Origin of the sequence: Saccharopolyspora elongata, assembly GCF_004348985.1 — a bacterium.
GTDB lineage: Bacteria > Actinomycetota > Actinomycetes > Mycobacteriales > Pseudonocardiaceae > Saccharopolyspora > Saccharopolyspora elongata.
The window spans coordinates 38891-58123 of record NZ_SMKW01000013.1; the positions used below are offsets into that span (position 1 = coordinate 38891).

At 70.0% G+C, this 19233-nt stretch carries 17 protein-coding genes and 1 tRNA gene; 9 read left to right on the forward strand and 9 right to left on the reverse strand.

Translation table 11 applies throughout. The features are described from left to right. Positions 1–2: 2 nt before the first annotated feature. Entirely contained in the window at positions 3–1385 is a 1383-nt protein-coding gene (locus E1288_RS12370) for a hypothetical protein (RefSeq protein ID WP_132484444.1), read from the reverse strand. Between the two features lie 231 nt (positions 1386–1616). Between E1288_RS12370 and E1288_RS12375 the strand changes: the two genes are divergently transcribed. Beyond that, positions 1617–1690 (forward strand) — tRNA-Thr (locus E1288_RS12375). Between the two features lie 478 nt (positions 1691–2168). On the opposite strand, the gene E1288_RS12385 is transcribed toward E1288_RS12375, so the two are convergent. Then, positions 2169–2606: an SAM-dependent methyltransferase gene (locus tag E1288_RS12385; protein ID WP_132484446.1), complete on the reverse strand. Its 438-nt coding sequence runs from the start codon at positions 2604–2606 to the stop codon at positions 2169–2171. Between the two features lie 290 nt (positions 2607–2896). On the opposite strand from E1288_RS12385, the gene E1288_RS12390 reads away from it, so the two are divergent. Continuing rightward, positions 2897–3430, forward strand: coding sequence for a hypothetical protein (locus E1288_RS12390; RefSeq protein WP_132484448.1), 534 nt, complete (start codon positions 2897–2899; stop codon positions 3428–3430). 171 nt (positions 3431–3601) lie between these two features. Here the strand turns inward: E1288_RS12390 and E1288_RS12395 are convergent, their stop codons facing one another. Then, a complete protein-coding gene (locus E1288_RS12395) occupies positions 3602–4090 on the reverse strand; it encodes a pyridoxamine 5'-phosphate oxidase family protein (RefSeq protein ID WP_132484450.1) in 489 nt (162 codons plus the stop codon). A 17-nt stretch (positions 4091–4107) separates the two neighbouring features. Beyond that, positions 4108–5514: an MFS transporter gene (locus E1288_RS12400; RefSeq protein WP_132484452.1), complete on the reverse strand. Its 1407-nt coding sequence runs from the start codon at positions 5512–5514 to the stop codon at positions 4108–4110. Positions 5515–6121: 607 nt separating this feature from the next. Between E1288_RS12400 and E1288_RS12410 the strand changes: the two genes are divergently transcribed. Continuing rightward, complete coding sequence (locus E1288_RS12410) at positions 6122–6580, forward strand: DinB family protein (protein ID WP_132484646.1); 459 nt, start codon at positions 6122–6124, stop codon at positions 6578–6580. A 16-nt stretch (positions 6581–6596) separates the two neighbouring features. Here the strand turns inward: E1288_RS12410 and E1288_RS12415 are convergent, their stop codons facing one another. Further along, on the reverse strand, positions 6597–7514 hold the full coding sequence (locus E1288_RS12415) for a LysR family transcriptional regulator (protein ID WP_132484454.1): 918 nt from the start codon (positions 7512–7514) through the stop codon (positions 6597–6599). A 143-nt stretch (positions 7515–7657) separates the two neighbouring features. Then, on the reverse strand, positions 7658–9025 hold the full coding sequence (locus tag E1288_RS12420) for an MFS transporter (protein WP_132484456.1): 1368 nt from the start codon (positions 9023–9025) through the stop codon (positions 7658–7660). 123 nt (positions 9026–9148) lie between these two features. Here E1288_RS12420 and E1288_RS12425 point away from each other — a divergent pair, with 123 nt between their 5' ends. Further along, positions 9149–10048 carry a LysR family transcriptional regulator gene (locus E1288_RS12425; RefSeq protein WP_132484458.1) on the forward strand — a complete coding sequence of 300 codons (900 nt, stop codon included), beginning with the start codon at positions 9149–9151 and terminating at the stop codon, positions 10046–10048. Here E1288_RS12425 and E1288_RS12430 read toward each other — a convergent pair. Next, entirely contained in the window at positions 10045–10929 is an 885-nt protein-coding gene (locus tag E1288_RS12430) for a LysR family transcriptional regulator (RefSeq protein ID WP_132484460.1), read from the reverse strand. The genes E1288_RS12425 and E1288_RS12430 overlap by 4 nt on opposite strands. An 87-nt stretch (positions 10930–11016) precedes the next feature. Between E1288_RS12430 and E1288_RS12435 the strand changes: the two genes are divergently transcribed. The 4 genes from E1288_RS12435 to E1288_RS12450 all read left to right on the forward strand — a co-directional run bounded on the left by E1288_RS12435 (position 11017) and on the right by E1288_RS12450 (position 15277). After that, the gene (locus E1288_RS12435) at positions 11017–12186 is read left to right on the forward strand and encodes an MFS transporter (RefSeq protein WP_132484462.1); all 1170 of its coding nucleotides are present in this window, start codon (positions 11017–11019) and stop codon (positions 12184–12186) included. Positions 12187–12391: 205 nt separating this feature from the next. Next, positions 12392–12724: an ArsR/SmtB family transcription factor gene (locus tag E1288_RS12440; RefSeq protein ID WP_132484464.1), complete on the forward strand. Its 333-nt coding sequence runs from the start codon at positions 12392–12394 to the stop codon at positions 12722–12724. Next, positions 12721–12954, forward strand: a complete 234-nt coding sequence (locus E1288_RS12445; RefSeq protein ID WP_132484466.1) for a hypothetical protein — start codon at positions 12721–12723, stop codon at positions 12952–12954. The genes E1288_RS12440 and E1288_RS12445 overlap by 4 nt, the downstream gene beginning before the upstream one ends. Positions 12955–13147: 193 nt before the next feature. After that, on the forward strand, positions 13148–15277 hold the full coding sequence (locus E1288_RS12450) for an MMPL family transporter (protein ID WP_207954316.1): 2130 nt from the start codon (positions 13148–13150) through the stop codon (positions 15275–15277). Positions 15278–15336: 59 nt separating this feature from the next. On the opposite strand, the gene E1288_RS12455 is transcribed toward E1288_RS12450, so the two are convergent. Further along, positions 15337–16020 (reverse strand): FadR/GntR family transcriptional regulator, encoded by a 684-nt coding sequence (locus tag E1288_RS12455; RefSeq protein ID WP_235883514.1) that lies wholly within the window; start codon positions 16018–16020, stop codon positions 15337–15339. Positions 16021–16195: 175 nt separating this feature from the next. Here E1288_RS12455 and E1288_RS12460 point away from each other — a divergent pair, with 175 nt between their 5' ends. Next, on the forward strand, positions 16196–17911 hold the full coding sequence (locus E1288_RS12460; RefSeq protein WP_132484472.1) for a 2-isopropylmalate synthase: 1716 nt from the start codon (positions 16196–16198) through the stop codon (positions 17909–17911). A 308-nt stretch (positions 17912–18219) separates the two neighbouring features. Here E1288_RS12460 and E1288_RS12465 read toward each other — a convergent pair whose 3' ends face one another. Continuing rightward, the gene (locus tag E1288_RS12465) at positions 18220–19146 is read right to left on the reverse strand and encodes a zinc-binding dehydrogenase (protein ID WP_132484474.1); all 927 of its coding nucleotides are present in this window, start codon (positions 19144–19146) and stop codon (positions 18220–18222) included. Positions 19147–19233: the final 87 nt, after the last annotated feature.

Sequence of the window (19233 nt, forward strand, 5' to 3'; positions counted from 1 at the left end):
ATTCAGCTGCGGCGGGGGAGGGCGGCGATGAGGATCGAGCCCAGGAGCAGCAGCGCCGTGCCGGTCCAGAACAGCGGGATCACGTAGTACGAGCTGCTGGTCAGGGCGAGCGGCGGAACGTCCGGGAGGTGGGCCGACGGGCCGGTCCCCGCCGGCGGTGTGGCCGCCGCCGAGCCGTCGCAGTCCACGCCGCCCGCCGGAGCCCCGGCGCGGGCGATCTGCTCGCCGAAGGTGATCTGCACCAGCGAAGTCGGGAGCCCCACCGGGTGGCCGCGCAGCAGCTGCAGGTCGAAGAGCTTCGCAGCCGCCCGGACCTCGGTGCCGACGACGTCGTGCCGGAGTTCCCCGACGCTCATCCGCAGCACACCGGCGTCCACGATCCGCTGGTCCAGCCCGGGCAGCGGCAGGTCCAGGTCCGGATGCGCCGCATCCAGCACGCCGAGTTCCTCGCCGCCCTGGCTGACCCGCAGCACCGGCGCCTTGTAGTCCACAGTGGACGTAGCGGGGTCGCCGGTGGCCGTGGCGACCAGCCGTGGCTCGCCGACGACGTCGACGCGGATCTCCTGCGAGGTCCCGGAGAACAGCCGAACGCTCGCAACCTGCAGCGTCGAGGTCGACTGCACGGCCTTGCGGGCCTGCCCGGCGACGGAAACCAGCTGCACGTTGGAATGCGCGTTGACGGCATCCGGCACGTGCAGCAAGGACCCGGTGCCGTCCGCGGTAGGTGCCCCGCTCAGGAGCCCGTCCAGCGACAGCCCGCCGGGCAGCGCGTTGACCGCCGAAGCGCTGCCCAGCGACATCTGGGCATCGGCGATCGGCGACACGCACGGCCCGACCTGCTCGTCCCAGCGCGCATGCACGCTGCCGTCCAAGCCGCTGAGCTTGACCAGCTGATCGGCCGGCGACGCGGGCATGGGGAGACCGCCGCTGGTCGGCGCGGCGTGATCGGGCAGCGCGGTCTGCGCCAACCCGGTCGGCATCTGCGGCGTCTTGCCCAACAGCGCCACGCCGAACGGTGAGGCTTCGGCGATGGCCCGCTCGTGGGCGAAGAATGCGGTGGAGTTCGCCTGCGCGATCGCCCGGCCCATCCCGGCCTCGGCCACGGACTGCTTGGGCAACTGCTCCTCGAACTCGGGATCGTCGATGACGGAGTCGGTCGGCACGGTGTCCGGCAGGATGCGCACGATCCCGACCATGGTGCCGGCATCGGCGACGATCGGACCGGGAGCCGAGGTCGGCTCGGACGCCGGAGGCTGCCCGGGGTTCTCGGGCGCGGGGATGGGCGTGGTCGGCGGCGTGCTCTGCGCGAACGCCGCGGGCAACGACCACCCGGCCAGGACCAGCCCCACGGCGGAACACGTGCTGAAGCGGCGAAGAGCCCGCATCCGGCGACCTCCCGATCGCGTGACAGGAATCACTGCCGATCCAACGAGCCCAGGCCCAGGAGGTGACGGAAGAAGTTGACGAGAGCCCCCTGGCAAGAGGTGGGATTCCGCCGAACCCGGAGCGTCGGAGTCGCCTTGCTAGGTGCCTGACCAGGGAAAACCTGGAGCTTGTGGAGCGGTGGGGGTCGAGAACGACCTCGGGCCCGGGCCAGCTACACTTGACCACGCAACGCCGCCTTAGCTCAGTCGGCTAGAGCGACGCACTCGTAATGCGTAGGTCAAGGGTTCGATTCCCTTAGGCGGCTCGCTCGGAAGACCGCAGGATCACTCAGGTGACCTGCGGTTTTTCTTTTGCCCTGGGCGAGGTGGCGTGACGCAGCTTCCCCGCGAACGGTCTCTGCGTGCCCTGCCGACCGTGAAGCCGAAGACGGATCGTGCGTCCTGTCGCTGATCAAGACGAATATCGACCATGAGACGGCCGACCTGCCAGTCATGCTCGCCTTCCATCCGTCCACGCACGGCGGCGACCAGACGTCCGCCTCGACGCACGACGAGGGTCGTCCAGGACTGTGCCCAGGCAAGGACCTGGTCGTGGGTCTCATGCAGAGCGGGCACATCCAGCGTGTTGTTCCCGATGGCCTCTGAGACCCAGCAGCAGCGCTGCAACACGACCAGCTCGGCGAGCTGGCCGGCACGTGTTCGTCGTGCAGTGCATCGGCCCGGTGCGGAAGCCTTCGATGCGGCTTGGGTGACGCCGGCCTCGGCGTTTGATCTCGTCGTCGGTTATCGCTGGGGTGGCATCGGGATTTCGCGCAACGGTTGACCGCCGTCGACGAACAGCCGGCCACCGGGTACCAATGCGGCGGCTATGCGCTCCAGCGCGCGTCGCCCCGCTTCTGGATGGCGGCCATCGAGTGCGCCCACGCGTACCGCGAAGACGATGTCGAAGGGAGCCTCACCGGGTTCCAGCACGAAATCTTCCGCCGTGATCTGCCGGACGCTCATGCGGCCCGAGGCGATCTCCTGGGCCGAGGCCGTCTTGGCTTGAGCGATCGCCTTGGCAGAACGGTCGATCGCGAGGATGTGCCCCGAAGTCAACCGTGCCGCCACGGCGCGCGCGGCGGCGCCTGGTCCGCACCCGATCTCCAGAACTCGCGCCTGCGGCGTAAGCGGCAGCGCGTCCACGATCTCGCCGAGACGAGGCGAAAGATCTCTTGGCATAGGCCGAGCCTAGGGCGAAATCAGTGAACGGGAAGGCGACCGGTCTTCGAGGCCGGGTTCGGCCGCCGAATCCGGCGGGGTGTAGGCCGGCGCGCGGGACGCGCCAAGCCGCCCCGCGCGATCGGGGAGGCTCATTGGCCAGCCGTTCCCCACGATCCTGACTCTCCATGCACCCGCGATGCCCGTTCGGGCAGTGGGTGATCGTTTTTCCGACTGCTGACAACCGCCGTGGTCCCGGCACGTCTGTTTGATCGAAGAGTCGGAAAACAACCCGGTTGCAGGAGAGACAGATGCGCAAGATCAGTCGTATGGCCGTTCTGATCCCCGGTGGTTTGCTGGCCGCGGCGGTGTTCGTGAGCGGGTGCACGTCCCCGGCCGGGCAGTCGGCATCGACCCCGCCCGGACCGGCGGCAGGCGTCGCGAGTGCCGGGGGTACGGCCAGTTCGGAGACGGGCGCCGGAGCAGACGTCATGGCCTCGAACAGGTACACCGTCGACATTGCCGTCGATCTGGAGTTCGCCAAGGACGACGGGGACTGGATGGTCTTCTACGTCGAAGGCAAGTGGGACGACTCCTCCATGGCGGCTCCCCACCCGGTCAGCGCAGGCGGACCGACTCAGGTGGTCGCGCTCGCTCCGGAGGTCGAGTTGCTGAGCCCGTTCGAAGGCGCCACGCCGACCGCCGAGCCCCAGCTCGACTCGGAGGGGCTGGGGGTAGTGCCGATCACCTTGGACGACTTCATCCAGCAGAACAACCAGTCGGCCAAGATCTGGTTCGATGAGAGCGGCCAGGTCATCAAGATCGCCGCGCGGTACCAGCCCTGACCCAGTCCCATCGCAGCGAGTTCGTGCCTCCGAACGGTCCGGCGGACGACGCCTAAGGGCGGTTTCCGGTCAAGAAGCGCACTGAATCTCTTTGGCCGGGCGGACCGGACAGCCGACGTGAGTGGTCGGCTCGCCGGGTTCGGGCGAGCCGACCGTGCTTGGGCGCTTGGTTCAGGCGGTTCTTTCTGGTTGCCAGATCGTGGTGTGCAGGTCTGTTCCTCGGACCAGTTGGATTCGCCAGGGGGTTATTCGGATCACCGCGTACTCCGGGTCTTCCGGGCCTCCTCGCCAGTAGTGGATCGGGTCGTAGCCCACTCCTCGCGGTCCTCCTTCGACGTACACGTTCCAGGCGTGGCGCTTGGACTCCTCGTCGTCCGCCCAGGCCGAGGTGCTGTCCACGAAGACCGCGTTCTGGCGCGGGTTCCAGTACGAGTACGTCGTGTGCGGGTTGTTGGCGAGGTGCGCCGTTTTGATCGGCGTCTTGTAGGCCGCGAGCCAGCCGACCGGTTGTCCGTCGACGACTTCCCAGACCGGGAGCAGGACCCTGGCCCGGGGGCGGTGCCGACTGTCGACGGTGATCATCGTGGCGTACTTGATGTCGCGGATGTAGCTGTTGAACGTGTCCTGGACGTCCGCGAAGTCGGTGGTCCTGGTGGTCATGCCGGGCTCCTGTGCGGTCAGTGCGTGGTGAGGATCTTGGCGTCGCCCGGCTCGATCGCCGGGCTCTTGCGGGGCCGCAGCCCGAATGCGCTGATGAGGCCGGCGATCAGCGCGGCGGCGAGCGGAACGACGAGGGCCGCGTGGTAGCCGTCGAGCATCGCGGCCGGTGTCTCGGAGGCCGTGGCGGCGATGTTGACGGCCGTGACCATCGACAGCCCGAGCGCGGCACCGAACTGGAACGACGTGTAGAGGAGACCGCCCGCCAGGCCTTGGTCGGCCTCGTCGATGCCGTCGGTGGCGACGATGGTGAGCGGGCCGTACACCAGCGAGAACGCGAGGCTCAGGAGGATCAGGCTGGGGAGCATCATCAGGTACGTCCAGTCCGCGCCGACCGGCAGGAACAGCGCGTACGCCAGCGCGGAGAGCAGCAGCCCGCCGAAGATCACCCGGGCATTGCCGAACCGGTCGACCAGCTTGGGGGTGAGCGTGGGCGAGAGGACGGCGTCGAGGCCGATGACGATCATCGCGAAGCTGGTCTGCAGCGTCGACCAGCCGCGCAGTTCCTGCAGGTACAGCACCACGAGGAACTGGAATCCGAAGAACGCGCCGACGAAGAGCACCCCGATGGCGTTGGCGCGGACCACCGCCCCGGAGCGGAAGATGCCCAGCCGGACGAGCGGCTCGGTGACGCGGCGTTCTATGGCGATGAAGGCGGCGAGGAAGGCCAACCCCGCGGCGAACGTGCCCAGCGTCCAGCCGATTCCGGTGTGCGTGGCGCGTTCGACGCCGAGGACGAGCAGCACGATGGCGGCGGTGATGGTGATGCCGCCGGCCAGGTCGATGCGCTGGCCGGTCCGTTCGGGGCGCGGTGACTTGGGCGCCAGGGCGAGCGCGGCGACCAGGATGAGGAACGACATCGCGACCGGCGCGAAGAACACCCACCGCCAGTGGATGGAGGTGAGCAGGCCGCCGACGACCAGGCCGATCGAGAAGCCACCGGCCGCCGTGCCGGAGTAGATCAGCAGGGCCTTGTTGCGCTTCGGGCCTTCTTCGAAGCTGGTGGTGATGATCGACAGCCCGGCCGGGGTCATGAAGGCGGCGGCGACGCCGGTGACGAATCGGGCGACGATCAGCATCCAGCCTTCGGAGGCGAGCCCGCCGAGGCCGGAGAAGAGGAGGAAGACGGCCAGCCAGAAGACGAACATCCGACGCCGTCCGAAGAGGTCGGCGGCCCGGCCGCCGACCAGCATGAACCCGCCGTAGCCGAGGACGTAGGCGCTCATCACCCACTGCAGTTCGCCGGTGGACATGCCGAGTTCGGCCCTGATGGCGGGGAGGGCCACGTTGAGCATCGCCACGTCGATGCCTTCCAGGAAGATCGCCCCGCACATGGCGAAGAGCACTCCCCAGTCACGCGCACGCATCTGATTTCCTTGTTCTCGTTGGGAAAACCTGGTATCACCACGATCTGTCGAGGCGTGCGGGCGAACAACGGCGAAGATCTCGACGTTCGTTCAGCCAGGCTTACCGGTCTCCCATCGGGGGTCACGCCGCCTTCGCAGGTTCCTGACGGCATGTGCGTCGGACGCTCCTGATCGGGCGGAAGCGGCTGCCGACGTGGTGCGGGCGGAGTTCGGCCGGCCGCACTGAGTCGCTCACGCAAAGAGCTACGGAACGACAGGGCGCTCGAAAAAGGTCTCCAGCACGACGGTGGCCTGCGTGCCGCTGACCCCTTCGCTGCCAGCACCGCGCTCTGCTCCGTCGTCATGTCGTCCGCTACGTGCCGGCGGGGTGATCGTCCGGCCTGCATGTGAAGCTGTCCGGAAGGCGACAGGTGGAGCGTTCCTGCAGGCACGGGGTCGTGAGTGGTTTGGAGCGCTATAGCGGTCCAAAGTACTCACGAGTGTTCGTGGGCCCGGTTATTCGTTCGACTTCGCCCGTCGGGGCGGGGAAGCTGTGGGCGTTCGTCGAGCGAAGGGGATTGCTGTGGTTGAGCGGATCGATCCGCCGGTGGTCGGCGGTGAGCGGGAGATGCTGCGGGCATACCTCGACTTCCACCGGGCCACCCTGGCCATGAAGTGCGAGGGGCTGTCCGACGCCGACCTGCGGCGGCAGTCGATGCCGCCTTCGACGCTCTCGCTGCTCGGCCTGGTGCGGCACATGGCCGAGGTGGAGCGCACCTGGTTCCGGCGGGTGATCGACCGCGAGGACATTCCGCTGGTGTGGTCGGACGACGGCGACTTCCAGGTCGCCTACGACGCGAGCGCGGCAACCCGCTCCGAGACGTTCGACGCCTGGCAGGCGGAGGTCGAGCACTCGCGCCGGATCGAAGCCGCGGCCGAGTCGCTCGACGTGACCGCGCCCCAGCCGAGGTGGGGCAAGGACGTGTCGCTGCGGCTGGTGATGCTGCACCTCATCCACGAGTACGCCCGGCACAACGGCCACGCGGATTTCCTGCGGGAGGGCATCGACGGGGTCGTCGGGGCCTGAGCGCGCCCGGGAACCGTCAACCGCACGTGCGGGACAGGACCGCCCGCGCCGCCTTCCGCAGGGCGGCGACGAACGGCTTGTCGTGGTTGGCGGGCAGCCAGGCCAGCGCGGACGTCCACGGCTCCAGGTCGGTGACGTCCACATAGGACACTCCCGGTCGCGGGTACAGCTCCCGGCCGACCGTCGGCGGGAAGAGCAGCCCGCCGCCCATGGCGATCAACTGCAGGCCGCTCTCGAAGTCGCCCATCGCGTGCGGGCTGTACCGGGCGGGACGGCCGCCCGGGCGCGGGTCGACGGCCCAGAAGTCCTGGTAGACCTTGGGAACCCGGTCCGACCAGCCGATGTGCTCCCGGTCGGCGAGGTCGGCCAGCGCCAGCGGGCCCTCGGCGGCCAGCGGGTCGTCGGCGGGCATCGCTGCGCACCGCGGGCCGCTGTCCAGCGGAAGCGCCCGGATGCCGTTCGGGACCGGCAGGAACAGGAACGCCGCGTCCACGTCGCCGCGCGAAACGGCTTCGGTGGCATCGAATCCGGTGCGCAACACCTGGACTTCCAGCTGCGGCAGGCGGCGCCGGAGTTCGTCCAGGATCGCCGGAATCGGCGGCAGGGAGGTGATCGCCTCGAACGAGCCGATCACGATCCGCCCGGAGCCGGCCTGCGCGTCGGCCTCGCGGCGCAGCTCCTGCATCGCGTGCACCACCGCCCGCATCCGCGCCTGCAGCGCCTCTCCGGCGGCGCTCAGCGCCACTCGGCGGGAGGTCCGGTCGACCAGGGCCACCCCGAGGTCGCGCTCCAGCGACTTGATGTGGCGGGAGAACGTGGGCTGGGCCATGAACGCGCGTGCCGCGGCGCGGCCGAAGTGCAGTTCTTCGGCCAGGAGCAGGAACAACCGGATCTGCTGGATGCTCGGGTTCCCCGAACCGCCCAGCTTCGCCATAGCCGCGAGGCTATCAATCCGCCGCGATGCCGTATCGAAGATCCCTTCCGCGGACGGCCTCCGCCGCGAAAGACTCCACCTGCCACTGGGGGAAAGGTGCGGGCGCCCCGGTCGGATACCGCCGACCGGGGCGCCGCTGCTCGTCACGCCGGGACCGGCTCCCGTCGCTTGCCGGTCCGGAGGCTGAAGGCGCTGATCGCGGTGGCGATCAGGGCTGCGGCGAAGGGGACGGCGAGCGCCGCGCGGAAGCCGTCGAGCGGCGTTCCGGGCGCGGCGACGTTGACCGCGGCGGCGCCGGCGAGGCCGAGCGCCGCGCCGAACTGGAACGACGTGTAGAGCAGGCCGCCGGCGAGGCCTTGTTCGGAGTCTTCGACGCCGTCGGTGGTGACGATGGTCAGCGGCCCGTACACCAGCGCTAACCCCAGGCCGAGTATCACCAGGCCCGGGGCCATCGCGGCGTACGTCCAGTCCGCGCCGAGCGGCAGGAACAGCGCGTACCCGAGCGCGGAGACGAGCATGCCGCCGAAGATCAGCCGGACGTTGCCGAACCGCCGGACCAGCCATGGCGTGAGCGTGGGCGCGAGCACCACGTCGAGGCCGAGCGCGATCAGCGCGAAGCTGGTCTGCAGCGTCGACCAGCCGCGCAGCTCCTGCAGGTACAGCACCACCAAGAACTGGAAGCCGAAGAAACCGCTGAACAGCAGCAGCCCGATGGCGTTGTTGCGAAGCAGTGGTGCGCTGCGGAAGATGCCCAGCCGCACCAGCGGCTCGGTGGCACGGCGTTCGATGGCGACGAACGCGGCCAGCAGGGCACCGCCTGCCGCGAACGTGATCAGCGTCCACTCGATGCTGGTGTGCGTGGCGCGTTCGACTCCGAGGACGATCAGCACGATGGCGGTGGTGATGGCGACGCCGCCGGCCACGTCGACGCGTCCGGCGCGACGCTCCGGCTGCGGTGACTCGGGCACCAGGGCGAGCGCGCCGACCAGGATGAGGAACGACATGACGACCGGCGCGAAGAACACCCACCGCCAGCCGATCGCGGTGAGCAGGCCGCCGACGACCAGCCCGATCGAGAAACCGCCCGCCGCCGTGCCGGAGTAGACGAGCAGGGCCTTGTTGCGCTTCGGGCCTTCTTCGAAGCTCGTGGTGATGATGGACAGCCCGGCAGGCGTCATGAAGGCGGCGGCGACACCGGTCACGAACCGGGCGACGATCAGCATCCAGCCATCGGAGGCGAGCCCACCCAGGCCGGAGAAGACCAGGAAGACGGCCAGCCACCCGATGAACATCCGGCGGCGGCCGAACAGGTCCGCCGCCCGGCCTCCCACCAGCATGAACCCGCCGTAGCCGAGGACGTAGGCGCTCATCACCCACTGCAGTTCGCCGGTGGACATGCCGAGTTCGGCGCGGATGGCGGGCAGCGCGACGTTGAGCATCGCCACGTCGATGCCTTCCAAGAAGATCGCCCCGCACAGGACCATCAGCACGCCCCAATTGCGCGCAGTCATCTGCGATTCCTCAAAGGTGTGGGGAATTTCTGATGACACCAGCCTCGATCCGCCGCTCGCCGGGAACAACGGCGAAGATCTCGACGTTTGTTCAACCAGGCTTACCGATAGGGAGGGCGGCGCATGGAGCGCGATGAACTGGAGTGCTTCCTGATCCTCGCCGAAGAGCTGCACTTCGGACGGACCGCCGACCGGATGCGCCTGTCGCGGGCCAGGGTGAGCCAGCTCGTGCAGCGCCTCGAACGCCGTGTCGGCGCGCCGCTGTTCGCCCGGACGAGCCGCCGCGTCGCGCTCACCCCGCTCGGCCGCCAGCTCCGCGACGACCTCGAACCGCACCACCGCGCGATCGACGCCGCCCTGGCGCGTGCCGTGTCGAACGCGCGGAGCATCAACGGCGTGCTGCACGTCGGCTTCTCCAACCCGCTGGCCGGCGAGATCGTGTTGAAGGCGGCGGAGGCGATGCACACCGAGCACCCGGAGCTGGCCGTGGAGATTTGCGAGGTGCCGATGGCGGACCCGTACGGCCAGCTGCGCCGGGGCGAGTTCGACGTGCAGCTGACGGAGTTCCCGGTGCGCGAGGACGATCTCAGCGGGAGCCCGGGCCTGTTCACGGAGCCGCGCACGCTGGCGATCGCGGCCGCCCACCCGCTGGCCGACAAGGACGCCGTGTCGGTGGAAGACCTCGTCGAGGTGCCGCTGCTGGCCATCGACGGCGCGCTGCCGGACTACCTGCTGGAACACCACGTGCCGACGCACACGCCGAGCGGCCGACCGATCGGCCGCGGTCCGGCGGTCACCAACATGCAGGAAGCGCTGATGCTCGTCGCGGCGGGCAAGGGCGCCTTGCTGTGCGCGGCGCACACCGCCACCTACTTCGCCAGGCCCGGCGTCTCGTACGTGCGGTTCATGGACGCCGAGCCGGTCGGATACGGCCTCGTCTGGCGATCGGCCGACAGTAACGGAGCGGTGCAAGCCTTCGCCCGGACCGCCAACGCGGTCGCGCGAGACCTGGCGAGCCGCTAGGCGTCGGCGAGGACGTCGGCGAACGCCAGGACGCGGGTGGTCGCCGCGGCGCGGGGCCAGACCAGGCCGAGGATGGAGTCCGGTAGGCCGGTGACCGGGACGAACGCGATGTCGCGGCGGGCGTGGGAGATCGCGCAGGGGCGGCAGAGCAGCATCGCGCCGCGGTTGGCGGCGGCGCGGGTGATGCCTTCCTGCAGGGTGGTGATCGTGCTCGCGCGCGGGATCGGGCGGCCGCTCGGCGTGCGCGGCGGTGTTTGGGCGTCGCGCCAGTAGGGCGGCGCCGGTTCGGCGGGCGTGATCAGTTCGGCGTCGGCGAGTTCTTCGGCGGAAACCGAATCCAGGGCGGCGAAGCGATGCCGCAGCGAGACCGCGATGTTCGGCTGCTGGCGCGAGAACGTCGGCCCGACCACGAGGTCCGGCTCCTGCACCGGCAGCAGCACGATCGCCGCGTCGACCTCGCCGCGGCGCAGCGCGCCGAACGGATCGCTCAGCGGGATCTCGGAGATCTCGGTGGCGCAGTCGGGAAATCGCGACTGGAAGGCGTCGATCCGGGCCATCACGGGCTCGGAGACCTGCCCCTGGAAGCCGAGGCGCAGCACGCCCCGCACGCCTCGCGCCTCTGCTCGGGTTCGTTCGACGACGTCCTTGAGGCCGTCGTAAGCCGGGCGGAGGTCGGCGAGGAAGCGCTCGCCGAGCGCGGTGAGGCGGACCCTGCGGTTGGTGCGGTCGATCAGCCGCGCGCCGAGCCGGCTCTCCAGCGAGCGCAGCAGCTGGCTGACCCGGCTCTGCGACACGTAGAGGCGTTCGCCGGCGCGGCCGAAGTGCAGTTCCTCGGCGAGCACCAGGAAGCACTCCAGCTCCCGAACCTCCAGGCCGCCCATGTCCCTCCTCCGCTCGATGAGCACAGCTGATCCAAGGATGAGGACTTCGGCGTTGTTCCCGGTAGGCGGGCCGTCGAGGCTGTGACCATGACAACGACCGACACCTCGACCCCGCCCGTGGTGCGGGGCTGGCCCGCCGTCGCGGCGGTCGCCGCGGCGACGTTCTCCGTGGTCACCACCGAGATGCTGCCGGTCGGCCTGCTCACGTCGCTCGCCGCGGAGCTCCGCGCGCCGGAAGGCGTGGCGGGCCTGACGATGACGGTGCCCGGCCTGATCGCGGCGTTCGCCGCGCCGCTGCTCACCGTCGGCGTCGGGCGGCTGGACCGGCGCTGGGTGCTGGTCGCGCTGATGGCTTTGCTGGCCTCGGCGAACCTACTCTCGGCGGTGACGCCGAACCTGCCGCTGCTCGTCGCGCTGCGGGTGCTCGTCGGCGTGTCCATCGGCGGGGTGTGGGCGATCGCGGCGAGCTCGGCCATGCGGCTGGTGCCGGAGCGGTCGGTGGGCGCTGCGACGTCGCTGATCTTCAGCGGGATCGCGGTGGCCTCGGTGCTCGGCGTTCCGGCGGGGACGTTCATCGGCGAGCTCGGCGGCTGGCGCGCGTCGTTCGCCGTCATGGGCGTTGTGTCGCTGGTGGTGGCGGTTGCGCTCGCGGTGCTGCTGCCGCCGTTGCCCGCCGAGGAGCCGATGCGCTTCAGCGTCGTGCCGCAGTTGTTGCGCAGCGGCGCGGTGCGGGTCGGGCTGTTCGTCATCTTGCTGCTGGTGTCCGGGCATTTCGCGGCCTACACCTACGTGCGGCCCGTGCTGGAACAAGTGTCCGCTGTGGACTCCGAATTGATCAGCTTGCTCCTGCTGGCGTACGGATTGGCCGGGGTGGCGGGGAATTTCGCGGGTGGTGCGGCGTCGGCCCGCGATCCGCGCCGCACCCTGTTGCTGATCTCGGCAGTGCTCGCGGCGGCGGTGCTCGCGCTCGGCCTGCCGCTCGGCGTCGTCGGTGCGACAGCGGCGCTGCTGGTCTGGGGCGTCGCCTACGGCGGTGTCTCGGTGAGCACGCAGAACTGGCTGCTCGCCGCGGCGCCGCACGCCAGGGAAGCGGCATCGTCGCTGTTCGTGGCGGTCTTCAACGTCGCGATCGCCCTGGGCGCCCTGCTAGGCGGCCGGATGGTCGACGCGATCTCCCCGTCCAGCGCCTTCTTCCTCGCCGCGGCCCTGGCCCTGGCCGCGCTGCTCGTGGCCGCCGCCGGGCGCACGTCCCGGTGACCGGTTCTGCCTGGCCGGGTTCGGGAGCACTTCAGGGTGCCGGGGGCGCCGTTTTCGCGCGAAATCGGCGCCCCGCAGGCGTGGCGAACGCCGTTTTCGCGCGAAAACGGCGCACGGATCCGCAGGACGGCATCGACCCGGCCCTGGTTGCATGACAGTCCGGCATGTCATGCGAAAGTATCGGCTGACGGATCGGGGTGGGTTGATGGACGGCGAGGAGCTGCTGGCGTTCCTCGGTGCCGTGGGGCATGCGCAGCGCCTGCGGATCATCGCCGAGCTCGCCGACGGGCGGCTGTACGTGAGCGAGCTCGCGCGTCGGCTCGGCATGTCCCGGCCGCTGCTCTACATGCACCTGGAGCGCCTGGAGAAGGCCGATCTCGTCGCGGGACACCTGGAGCTGTCCGCCGACGGCAAGGCGCTCAAGTACTTCGAACTGCGTCCCTTCGAACTCCGCCTCGACGTGGCCACCATCCGCGCGGCGGTGCGGGAGTCGGGCGACGAAGCGGGCTCGAACGACGGGAAGGGGACCCGGAAATGACCAATGCCGTGGTCGGCATCGCGATCGTCCTGATCATCGTCGCCGGCATCACGATCGGCTTCATCGCCTACTTCCGGATGCTGCGGCACCGGGCCGACGCCGAGGCGATGGCCGAGTACCGCGAGTTCGCGGCGCGGGCGACCGCCGAGCAGGAGGAGCTGCGCCGGGAGATCGCCGAGATGCACGGGCGGCTCAAGGAGGTCGAGTCGCTGCTGCGCAGCGTCGGCTGACGCGCAGCTTTTCCCGGCGGGAGGGCCGTTTTCGGTCCTCCCGCTTTTTGCTGTCCCCGGTTCGGATCGGCTCGCTTGACCTCGCTATCTTCCACCTGTAAGTCTGATCTTACATGCGTAAGGATTCGAGGAGCTGGGGCGAGTGGGGAAGTCGAGGACCGTCAGGGTGGCGAGGTGGAGCGCGGAGCATCCGGTGCGCGCCCTGATCGGCTGGTTCGTATTCGTCGGACTCTGCCTCGGCGCGGGCGCGCTGGCCGGCACTAACAGCGCGACGGTGGCCGACCACTGGGTCGGCGAGGCGGGGCGCGCCGACGCGATGGCCGCATCCGGCGGCCTGCAGCGCAAACCGATCGAGCAGATCACCATCGCCGCCCGCTCCGGCCCGCTGGACCAGGCCCGCGCCGAGGCGGCGGCCGCCGAGGTGGCGAGCCTGATGCGGGCGTTGCCCGCGGTGGAAACCGTTGCGCCGCCGGTGCGTTCGGCGGACGGCGCGATGCTCCGGGTCGAAGTGACCATGAAGGGGCCCGACGAGGAGGCCGACAAGCAGATCGGTTCGCTGCTCGCGCTGACCGAGCAGGTGCAGCAGCGCCACCCGGCGTTGCTGGTGGCGGAGACCGGCAACGTCTCCACCAGCGCTGGAGTCGATCAGCAGCGCGGCGACGACCTCGCGCTGTCCGAGGCGATCACCCTGCCGGTCACGCTGATCACGCTGCTGGTCGTCTTCGGCTCGGTCCTGATGGCCGGGGTGCCGCTGCTGCTCGCCCTCTCGTCGATCGCGGCGGCCATGGGGCTGTCGATGCTGGTGTCGCACGTGGTGCCGGACGTGGGCGTGGGCAACAACATCATCCTGCTGATCGGCATGGCGGTCGGCGTCGACTACGTGCTGTTCTACCTCAAGCGGGAGCGGGAGGAGCGGGAGCGGGCGGACGGCCGGCTGGACTCGGCCGCGATCGTCGGGCTGGCGGCCGAGACCGCCGGTCGGACGGTGGTCGTCTCCGGCATCGCGGTGATCGTCTCCACCGCGACGCTCTACCTGGTCGCCGACGTGATCTTCTCGTCGCTGGCCACCGGCACGATCACCGTCGTGCTGGTCTCGGTGGTCAGCTCGGTCACCGCGCTGCCCGCGCTGCTGGTGGTCCTCGGCCGGCGCGCCGAGCGTCGCGCCAAGCCCGCGAAGCCCAAGAAGGTCCGAAGTGGACGGATCTGGGACGCGATGCTGCGACCGGCGGCGACGCGCCCGGTGCTCACGCTGTGCGTTTCGGCGGGGGTCCTGCTGCTGCTCTCGCTACCGGTGCTCGGCATGCAGATGCGGGTGCTCAACCAGGACAGCCACTCCCGGGAGATCCCCGCGATGCGGACCTTCGACCGGATGACGGCCGCCTTCCCCGAGCTGCGGACCAGGCACGACGTCGTCGTCCGCGCCGAACCGGCCGAAGCCGAGGCGGTCCGCGCCGCGCTGGTGGATCTCGGTCGGCGCGTCCAGGGCGATCCGCTGTTCATGGCTCCTGCGCCGCCGCAGACTTCGTGGGACGGGCGGGTGATCATGTTGCAGCTCCCGGTGCCGTTCAAGACGAGCTCGGCGGAGGCGGCCCGGTCGTTAACGCACCTCCGGTCCGACTACGTGCCCGCGGCCTTCCGCGCGCTGCCCGGGGTCGAGGTGGCGGTCAGCGGGGACGTCGCGCACGACGTCGACTACCTGGCCCACCAGAACGGCAAACTGCCGCTGGTGATCATCGCGTTGCTGGTGCTCACGTTCGCGGTGTCGGTGGTCGTCTTCCGCTCGGTGGTGATCGGGCTGGTCGGGGTCGCGCTGAACCTGCTGTCCGCGGCGGCGTCCATGGGCCTGCTGGTGATCTTCTTCCAGTACGGGCTGGCCTCGACGCTGTTCGGCTTCGATCCCAGCGCCACCAGCGCGATCGGTTCGCGGGTGCCGCTGTTCCTGTTCGTCATTCTCTTCGGGCTGTCGATGGACTACCAGATGTTCGTGGTGAGCCGGATCAGGGAGGCCGCGCTGTGCGGCGTCCCGGCCCGGCAGGCGGTCCTGCAGGGCGTCGGGCAGTCGGCGAAGGTCGTGACCAGCGCGGCGATCGTGATGGTCACGGTGTTCGCCACCTTCATGTTCCTGCACCTGGCGGAGATGAAGCAGATCGGCTTCAGCCTGGCGGTGGCGGTCCTGCTGGACGCCTTCGTGATCCGCGTCCTGATCCTCCCGGCCGCCCTGACCCTCCTGGGCCGGGCGACCTGGTGGCCGTCCCGCCTGGTGCACCGCACCGAACCGGAAACCACCCCGATCCCGGTCCGGCAGGCCGATCCGGTCGGCTGACGAACGCTCGTGAGCACTTCGGATCGCTATGACGCTCCAAAGTGCTCACGAGCCGGTGCTCACGGTTCCGGGCGGACGTAGGAGAGGATCTTCGCGAGGTGGTTCCGGGCGGCCCGGCCCGCGGCCTCGGGGTCGCCGGCCCGGATCGCATCGGCGATCTCCTGGTGCTCGTGCTGGTCCACCGGTCGTTGCGCGTCGGATTCCCGCATCAGGCCCAGCATGTCGAGCATCGCCTCGCGGACGCGCTCGGCCAGGGAATCGAACAGGCCGGTGATGATCGTGTTGTGCGCCGCCTCGGCGATCGCGCGGTGGAACGCGAGGTCGGCGTCCACGAACTCCTCCGGCGTGGCGTTCTGGAGCGCCTCGCGCCGGGTGGCCGCCGCCGTGATCGCGGCGAGGTCCTCGTCGGTGCGCTTCGCGGCCGCGAGGCGGGCGGCTTCCACCTCCACCGCGATGCGGCCCTCCGCCACGTCCGAGATCACCGCCTTGCGGACGGTCGTGGCCCAGTCCTCGACGGGATCGGTCCGGATGACGTAGACGCCGGAGCCGTGGCGGGATTCGAGCAGCCCGCGGCCGGCGAGCTCGCGGACCGCCTCCCGGACCGTCGACCGGCCGACTCCGAACTCGGCGGCGAGGGAGGTCTCGCTGGGGATCTTCTCGCCGACCGGCCAGTCGCCGGAACCGATGCGCCGCAACATCGCCTCGGTGGCCTGCTCCGACAGCGGGTATCGACGCAGCGACACGAACAGCCTCCCGAATTATCAGGTTGTCTGAGGACCTGACGTATTGTACGTTGCCTGCCATGTGGTTGGGAGCTCGCGGCCTTAGCGGCCGCGGCAGGGGCTGACCGGACCGGCGCCCCCTGTCGCGGGGTGTTGCCGCGCGCCGGTGGAGACCGTCCGAACCCGGAAGGCAGACATGACCTCCCAACACATCCCCGCGCGCTGGAACCCGCAGCAGCCGTCGGGAATGCCGCACCACCGCTACCGGAGCGCGTTCGACCGCATCACCGTCCCCGAGGTCGACCGGACCTGGCCGCGGAACCGCATCACGCAGGCGCCGCTGTGGGTTCCCGTCGACCTGCGCGACGGCAACCAGGCGCTGGCCGAACCGATGGATCCGGCGCGCAAGCGGCGCTTCTACGAGATGATGCTCTCGATCGGGTACAAGGAGATCGAGGTCGGATATCCGTCCGCATCCCAGACCGACTTCGATTTCGTCCGGCTGCTGGCGGAAGCGGACCTGGTGCCCGACGACGTCACCGTCGCGGTGTTCACCCCGGCTCGCCGGGATCTGATCGAGCGCACCTTCGAATCGATCGCCGGTCTGGACCGGGTCGTCGTCCACATGTACACCCCGACCGCGCCGCTGTGGCGGGACGCGGTGCTGCGCACCGGGCGGGACGACCTGCGCGAGCTGATCCGGAAGGCCGGCGAGGACGTGCTCCGCCGCGGTGGGGACCGGCCGGGGATCCGGTACGAGTTCTCCCCGGAGGTCTTCAACCTGACCGAACCGGACTTCGCGATCGAGATCTGCAACATGATGATCGACCTGTGGGACGCGAGCGCCGACCGCCCGGTGATCATCAACCTGCCCGCGACGGTCGAGGCCGCGACGCCGAACGTGTACGCCGACCAGATCGAGCACCTGAGCGGCAACCTCGACCGGCGCGACGACGTGATCCTGTCGGTGCACCCGCACAACGACCGGGGCACCGGGGTCGCGTGCGCGGAGCTGGCGGTGCTCGCCGGTGCGCAGCGCGTCGAGGGCTGCCTGTTCGGCAACGGCGAGCGGACCGGGAACGTCGACCTGATCACGCTCGCGTTGAACCTGTACTCGCAGGGCGTCGACCCGATGATCGACCTGTCGGACATCGATTCTGTCCGGGACACCGTCGTGCACTGCAACCGGATAGGCGTCCACGAGCGGCACCCGTACGTCGGCGAGTACGTCTACACCGCGTTCTCGGGGACGCACCAGGACGCGATCCGGAAGGGGTTCCAGCGGCACGCGCTGGGTGCGCGGGAGAGCGGAGTCCCGGAGTCCCAGGCGCGCTGGGAGGTTCCGTACCTGCCGATCGATCCGCACGACGTCGGCCGGGACTACGAGGCGGTGATCCGGGTGAACAGCCAGTCCGGCAAGGGCGGCATCGCCTACCTCATGCAGACCGAGCACGGGCTGGACCTGCCGCGCGGGTTGCAGGCGGAATTCGCGCAGGTGGTCCAGCGGCACACCGACGAGACCGGCGCGGAGGCGGACGCGGCCACGCTGTGGAAGCTGTTCTCCGCGGCATATCTGGAGAATCCGGACCCGTCGATCGCGTTGACGGGCTGGTCGGTGAGCCACGGGCCGTCGGGTGACCGGCTGACCGCGACGCTGGCGGTCGGCGGCGAGGCCACGACGCACGAGGTGACCGCGGAAGGCGCCGTGTCCGCGCTGGTGCAGGTGCTGGAGGAGCACGATCGGACGGTGGACATCGTGAACCTCGTCCAGCAGTCGATCGAGGCGGGACGCTCGGCGCGCGCCGCGACGTACCTGGAGTACCGCACGGCGGAGGGCACTGCGTGGGCGGTCGGGATCGATGTCTCGGTCATCGCGTCGAGCTTGCGCGCCGTGATTGCGGCCGCGGGCTGAAGCCTTGCATCGTGAGCTGGTGCGGGGTCCGTGTGTGTTTTGTGCTGCCATAGCAGCACAAAACACACACGGGTCACAGGCTGGCGTAGATGTCGCGGTACAGCCGCAGGGCCCGGGCTTCGAGGTCCGCCGGGTCCTGACCGGGCGAAGCGGTCCGGACGGAGGCCGTCCAGGCCGGGGAAGCTCGACGGCTTGTCGCACATGAGCTCCACCAGCCCGCGAGCCAGCTGAGCCGCGATCGATGCGCCGACGATGCCCGCACCGATGACCACGATCTTCCTTGCCATGGCGACGAACCTACGTGGTCCTCAAGAGATTTCGAGGACCGCCTTGCCGTGCAGGGCCCGGCCGAGCAGCGCCTCGATCGCTTCCGGGGCGCGGTCCCATGCGCCGCGCCAGGACACCTGCGGATCGAGGTCGCCGGTCGCGATGCGCTCGGCCAGCCAGGTCAGGTCGGGTGCCAGGCCGGTGCAGCGGAGGAGGAAGAACGTGGCGATCGTGCGGTCGTGCCGCTCCGGAGCGCCGAAGAGCGCGCCGAACGGGAAGTCCTCGCCCTTGCCGGTGATGTGCCCGACCGCCACCAGCGTGCCGCCCTCGGCGAGCCGGTCGTGGGCGGCCACCAGCTGCTCGCCGCCGACCAGGTCGACCACACCGTCCACTGTGGCCGATTCGGCCGGGTTGGACACCACCTCGTGCGCGCCGAGCGCGCGCAACCCGTCACCGTGCGCGGCCGGATTCCCGGTGGAGGCGGTGACGTGCGCGCCGCCCATCCGCGCCAGCTGCACGGCATATCGCCCGGTCCCGCCGGTGGCACCGGTGACCAGCACCCGCTTGCCGAGGATCGGCCCGATCCGGTGCAGCGCGCGCAACGCGCTCGCGCCGGCCACCGGAACGGTGCTGATCGCGCCGAGGTCGGCGCCCTGCGGGACGGTGCCGATCAGGTGGGTGTCGACGGCTCGGAGTTCGGCCCACGCGCCGTCCGGGGCCAGGGTGACGACCGGCGTGCCTTCGGCCGGGCCGGAGCCGTCGGCCGCCGCGCGCTCGACGACTCCCGCCGCGTCCCAGCCGAGAACGCTGCCGTCCGGGGATTCCTCCAGGATGTGCCGCACTTCGCCGTAGTTCAGGGAGGTCGCCGTGACCCGCACCAGCGCCTGGTTCGGGGCGGGAACGGGGTCCGGGGCCTGGCCGAGGCGGAGGCCGCCGGGTGCCGAGCGGTCGACGAGCAGTGCGCGCATGGTTCCTCGCATGAGTGTGATCCAGTAACTTATGTAACTGAGTACCATAAGTTACCGAGTGACACTAGGGCTCGGGTAATCTGTCCG

Bases quoted from the DNA above. Each gene is read 5' to 3' on its own strand.
- E1288_RS12415 (WP_132484454.1), bottom strand. From the start codon at position 7,514: ATGGCGAAGCTGGGCGGTTCGGGGAACCCGAGCATCCAGCAGATCCGG.
- E1288_RS12420 (WP_132484456.1), bottom strand. From the start codon at position 9,025: ATGACTGCGCGCAATTGGGGCGTGCTGATGGTCCTGTGCGGGGCGATC.
- E1288_RS12430 (WP_132484460.1), bottom strand. From the start codon at position 10,929: ATGGGCGGCCTGGAGGTTCGGGAGCTGGAGTGCTTCCTGGTGCTCGCC.
- E1288_RS12440 (WP_132484464.1), top strand. From the start codon at position 12,392: ATGGACGGCGAGGAGCTGCTGGCGTTCCTCGGTGCCGTGGGGCATGCG.
- E1288_RS12370 (WP_132484444.1), bottom strand. From the start codon at position 1,385: ATGCGGGCTCTTCGCCGCTTCAGCACGTGTTCCGCCGTGGGGCTGGTC.
- E1288_RS12425 (WP_132484458.1), top strand. From the start codon at position 9,149: ATGGAGCGCGATGAACTGGAGTGCTTCCTGATCCTCGCCGAAGAGCTG.
- E1288_RS12465 (WP_132484474.1), bottom strand. From the start codon at position 19,146: ATGCGCGCACTGCTCGTCGACCGCTCGGCACCCGGCGGCCTCCGCCTC.
- E1288_RS12400 (WP_132484452.1), bottom strand. From the start codon at position 5,514: ATGCGTGCGCGTGACTGGGGAGTGCTCTTCGCCATGTGCGGGGCGATC.
- E1288_RS12390 (WP_132484448.1), top strand. From the start codon at position 2,897: ATGCGCAAGATCAGTCGTATGGCCGTTCTGATCCCCGGTGGTTTGCTG.
- E1288_RS12445 (WP_132484466.1), top strand. From the start codon at position 12,721: ATGACCAATGCCGTGGTCGGCATCGCGATCGTCCTGATCATCGTCGCC.
- E1288_RS12460 (WP_132484472.1), top strand. From the start codon at position 16,196: ATGACCTCCCAACACATCCCCGCGCGCTGGAACCCGCAGCAGCCGTCG.
- E1288_RS12410 (WP_132484646.1), top strand. From the start codon at position 6,122: ATGCTGCGGGCATACCTCGACTTCCACCGGGCCACCCTGGCCATGAAG.
- E1288_RS12395 (WP_132484450.1), bottom strand. From the start codon at position 4,090: ATGACCACCAGGACCACCGACTTCGCGGACGTCCAGGACACGTTCAAC.
- E1288_RS12385 (WP_132484446.1), bottom strand. From the start codon at position 2,606: ATGCCAAGAGATCTTTCGCCTCGTCTCGGCGAGATCGTGGACGCGCTG.
- E1288_RS12435 (WP_132484462.1), top strand. From the start codon at position 11,017: ATGACAACGACCGACACCTCGACCCCGCCCGTGGTGCGGGGCTGGCCC.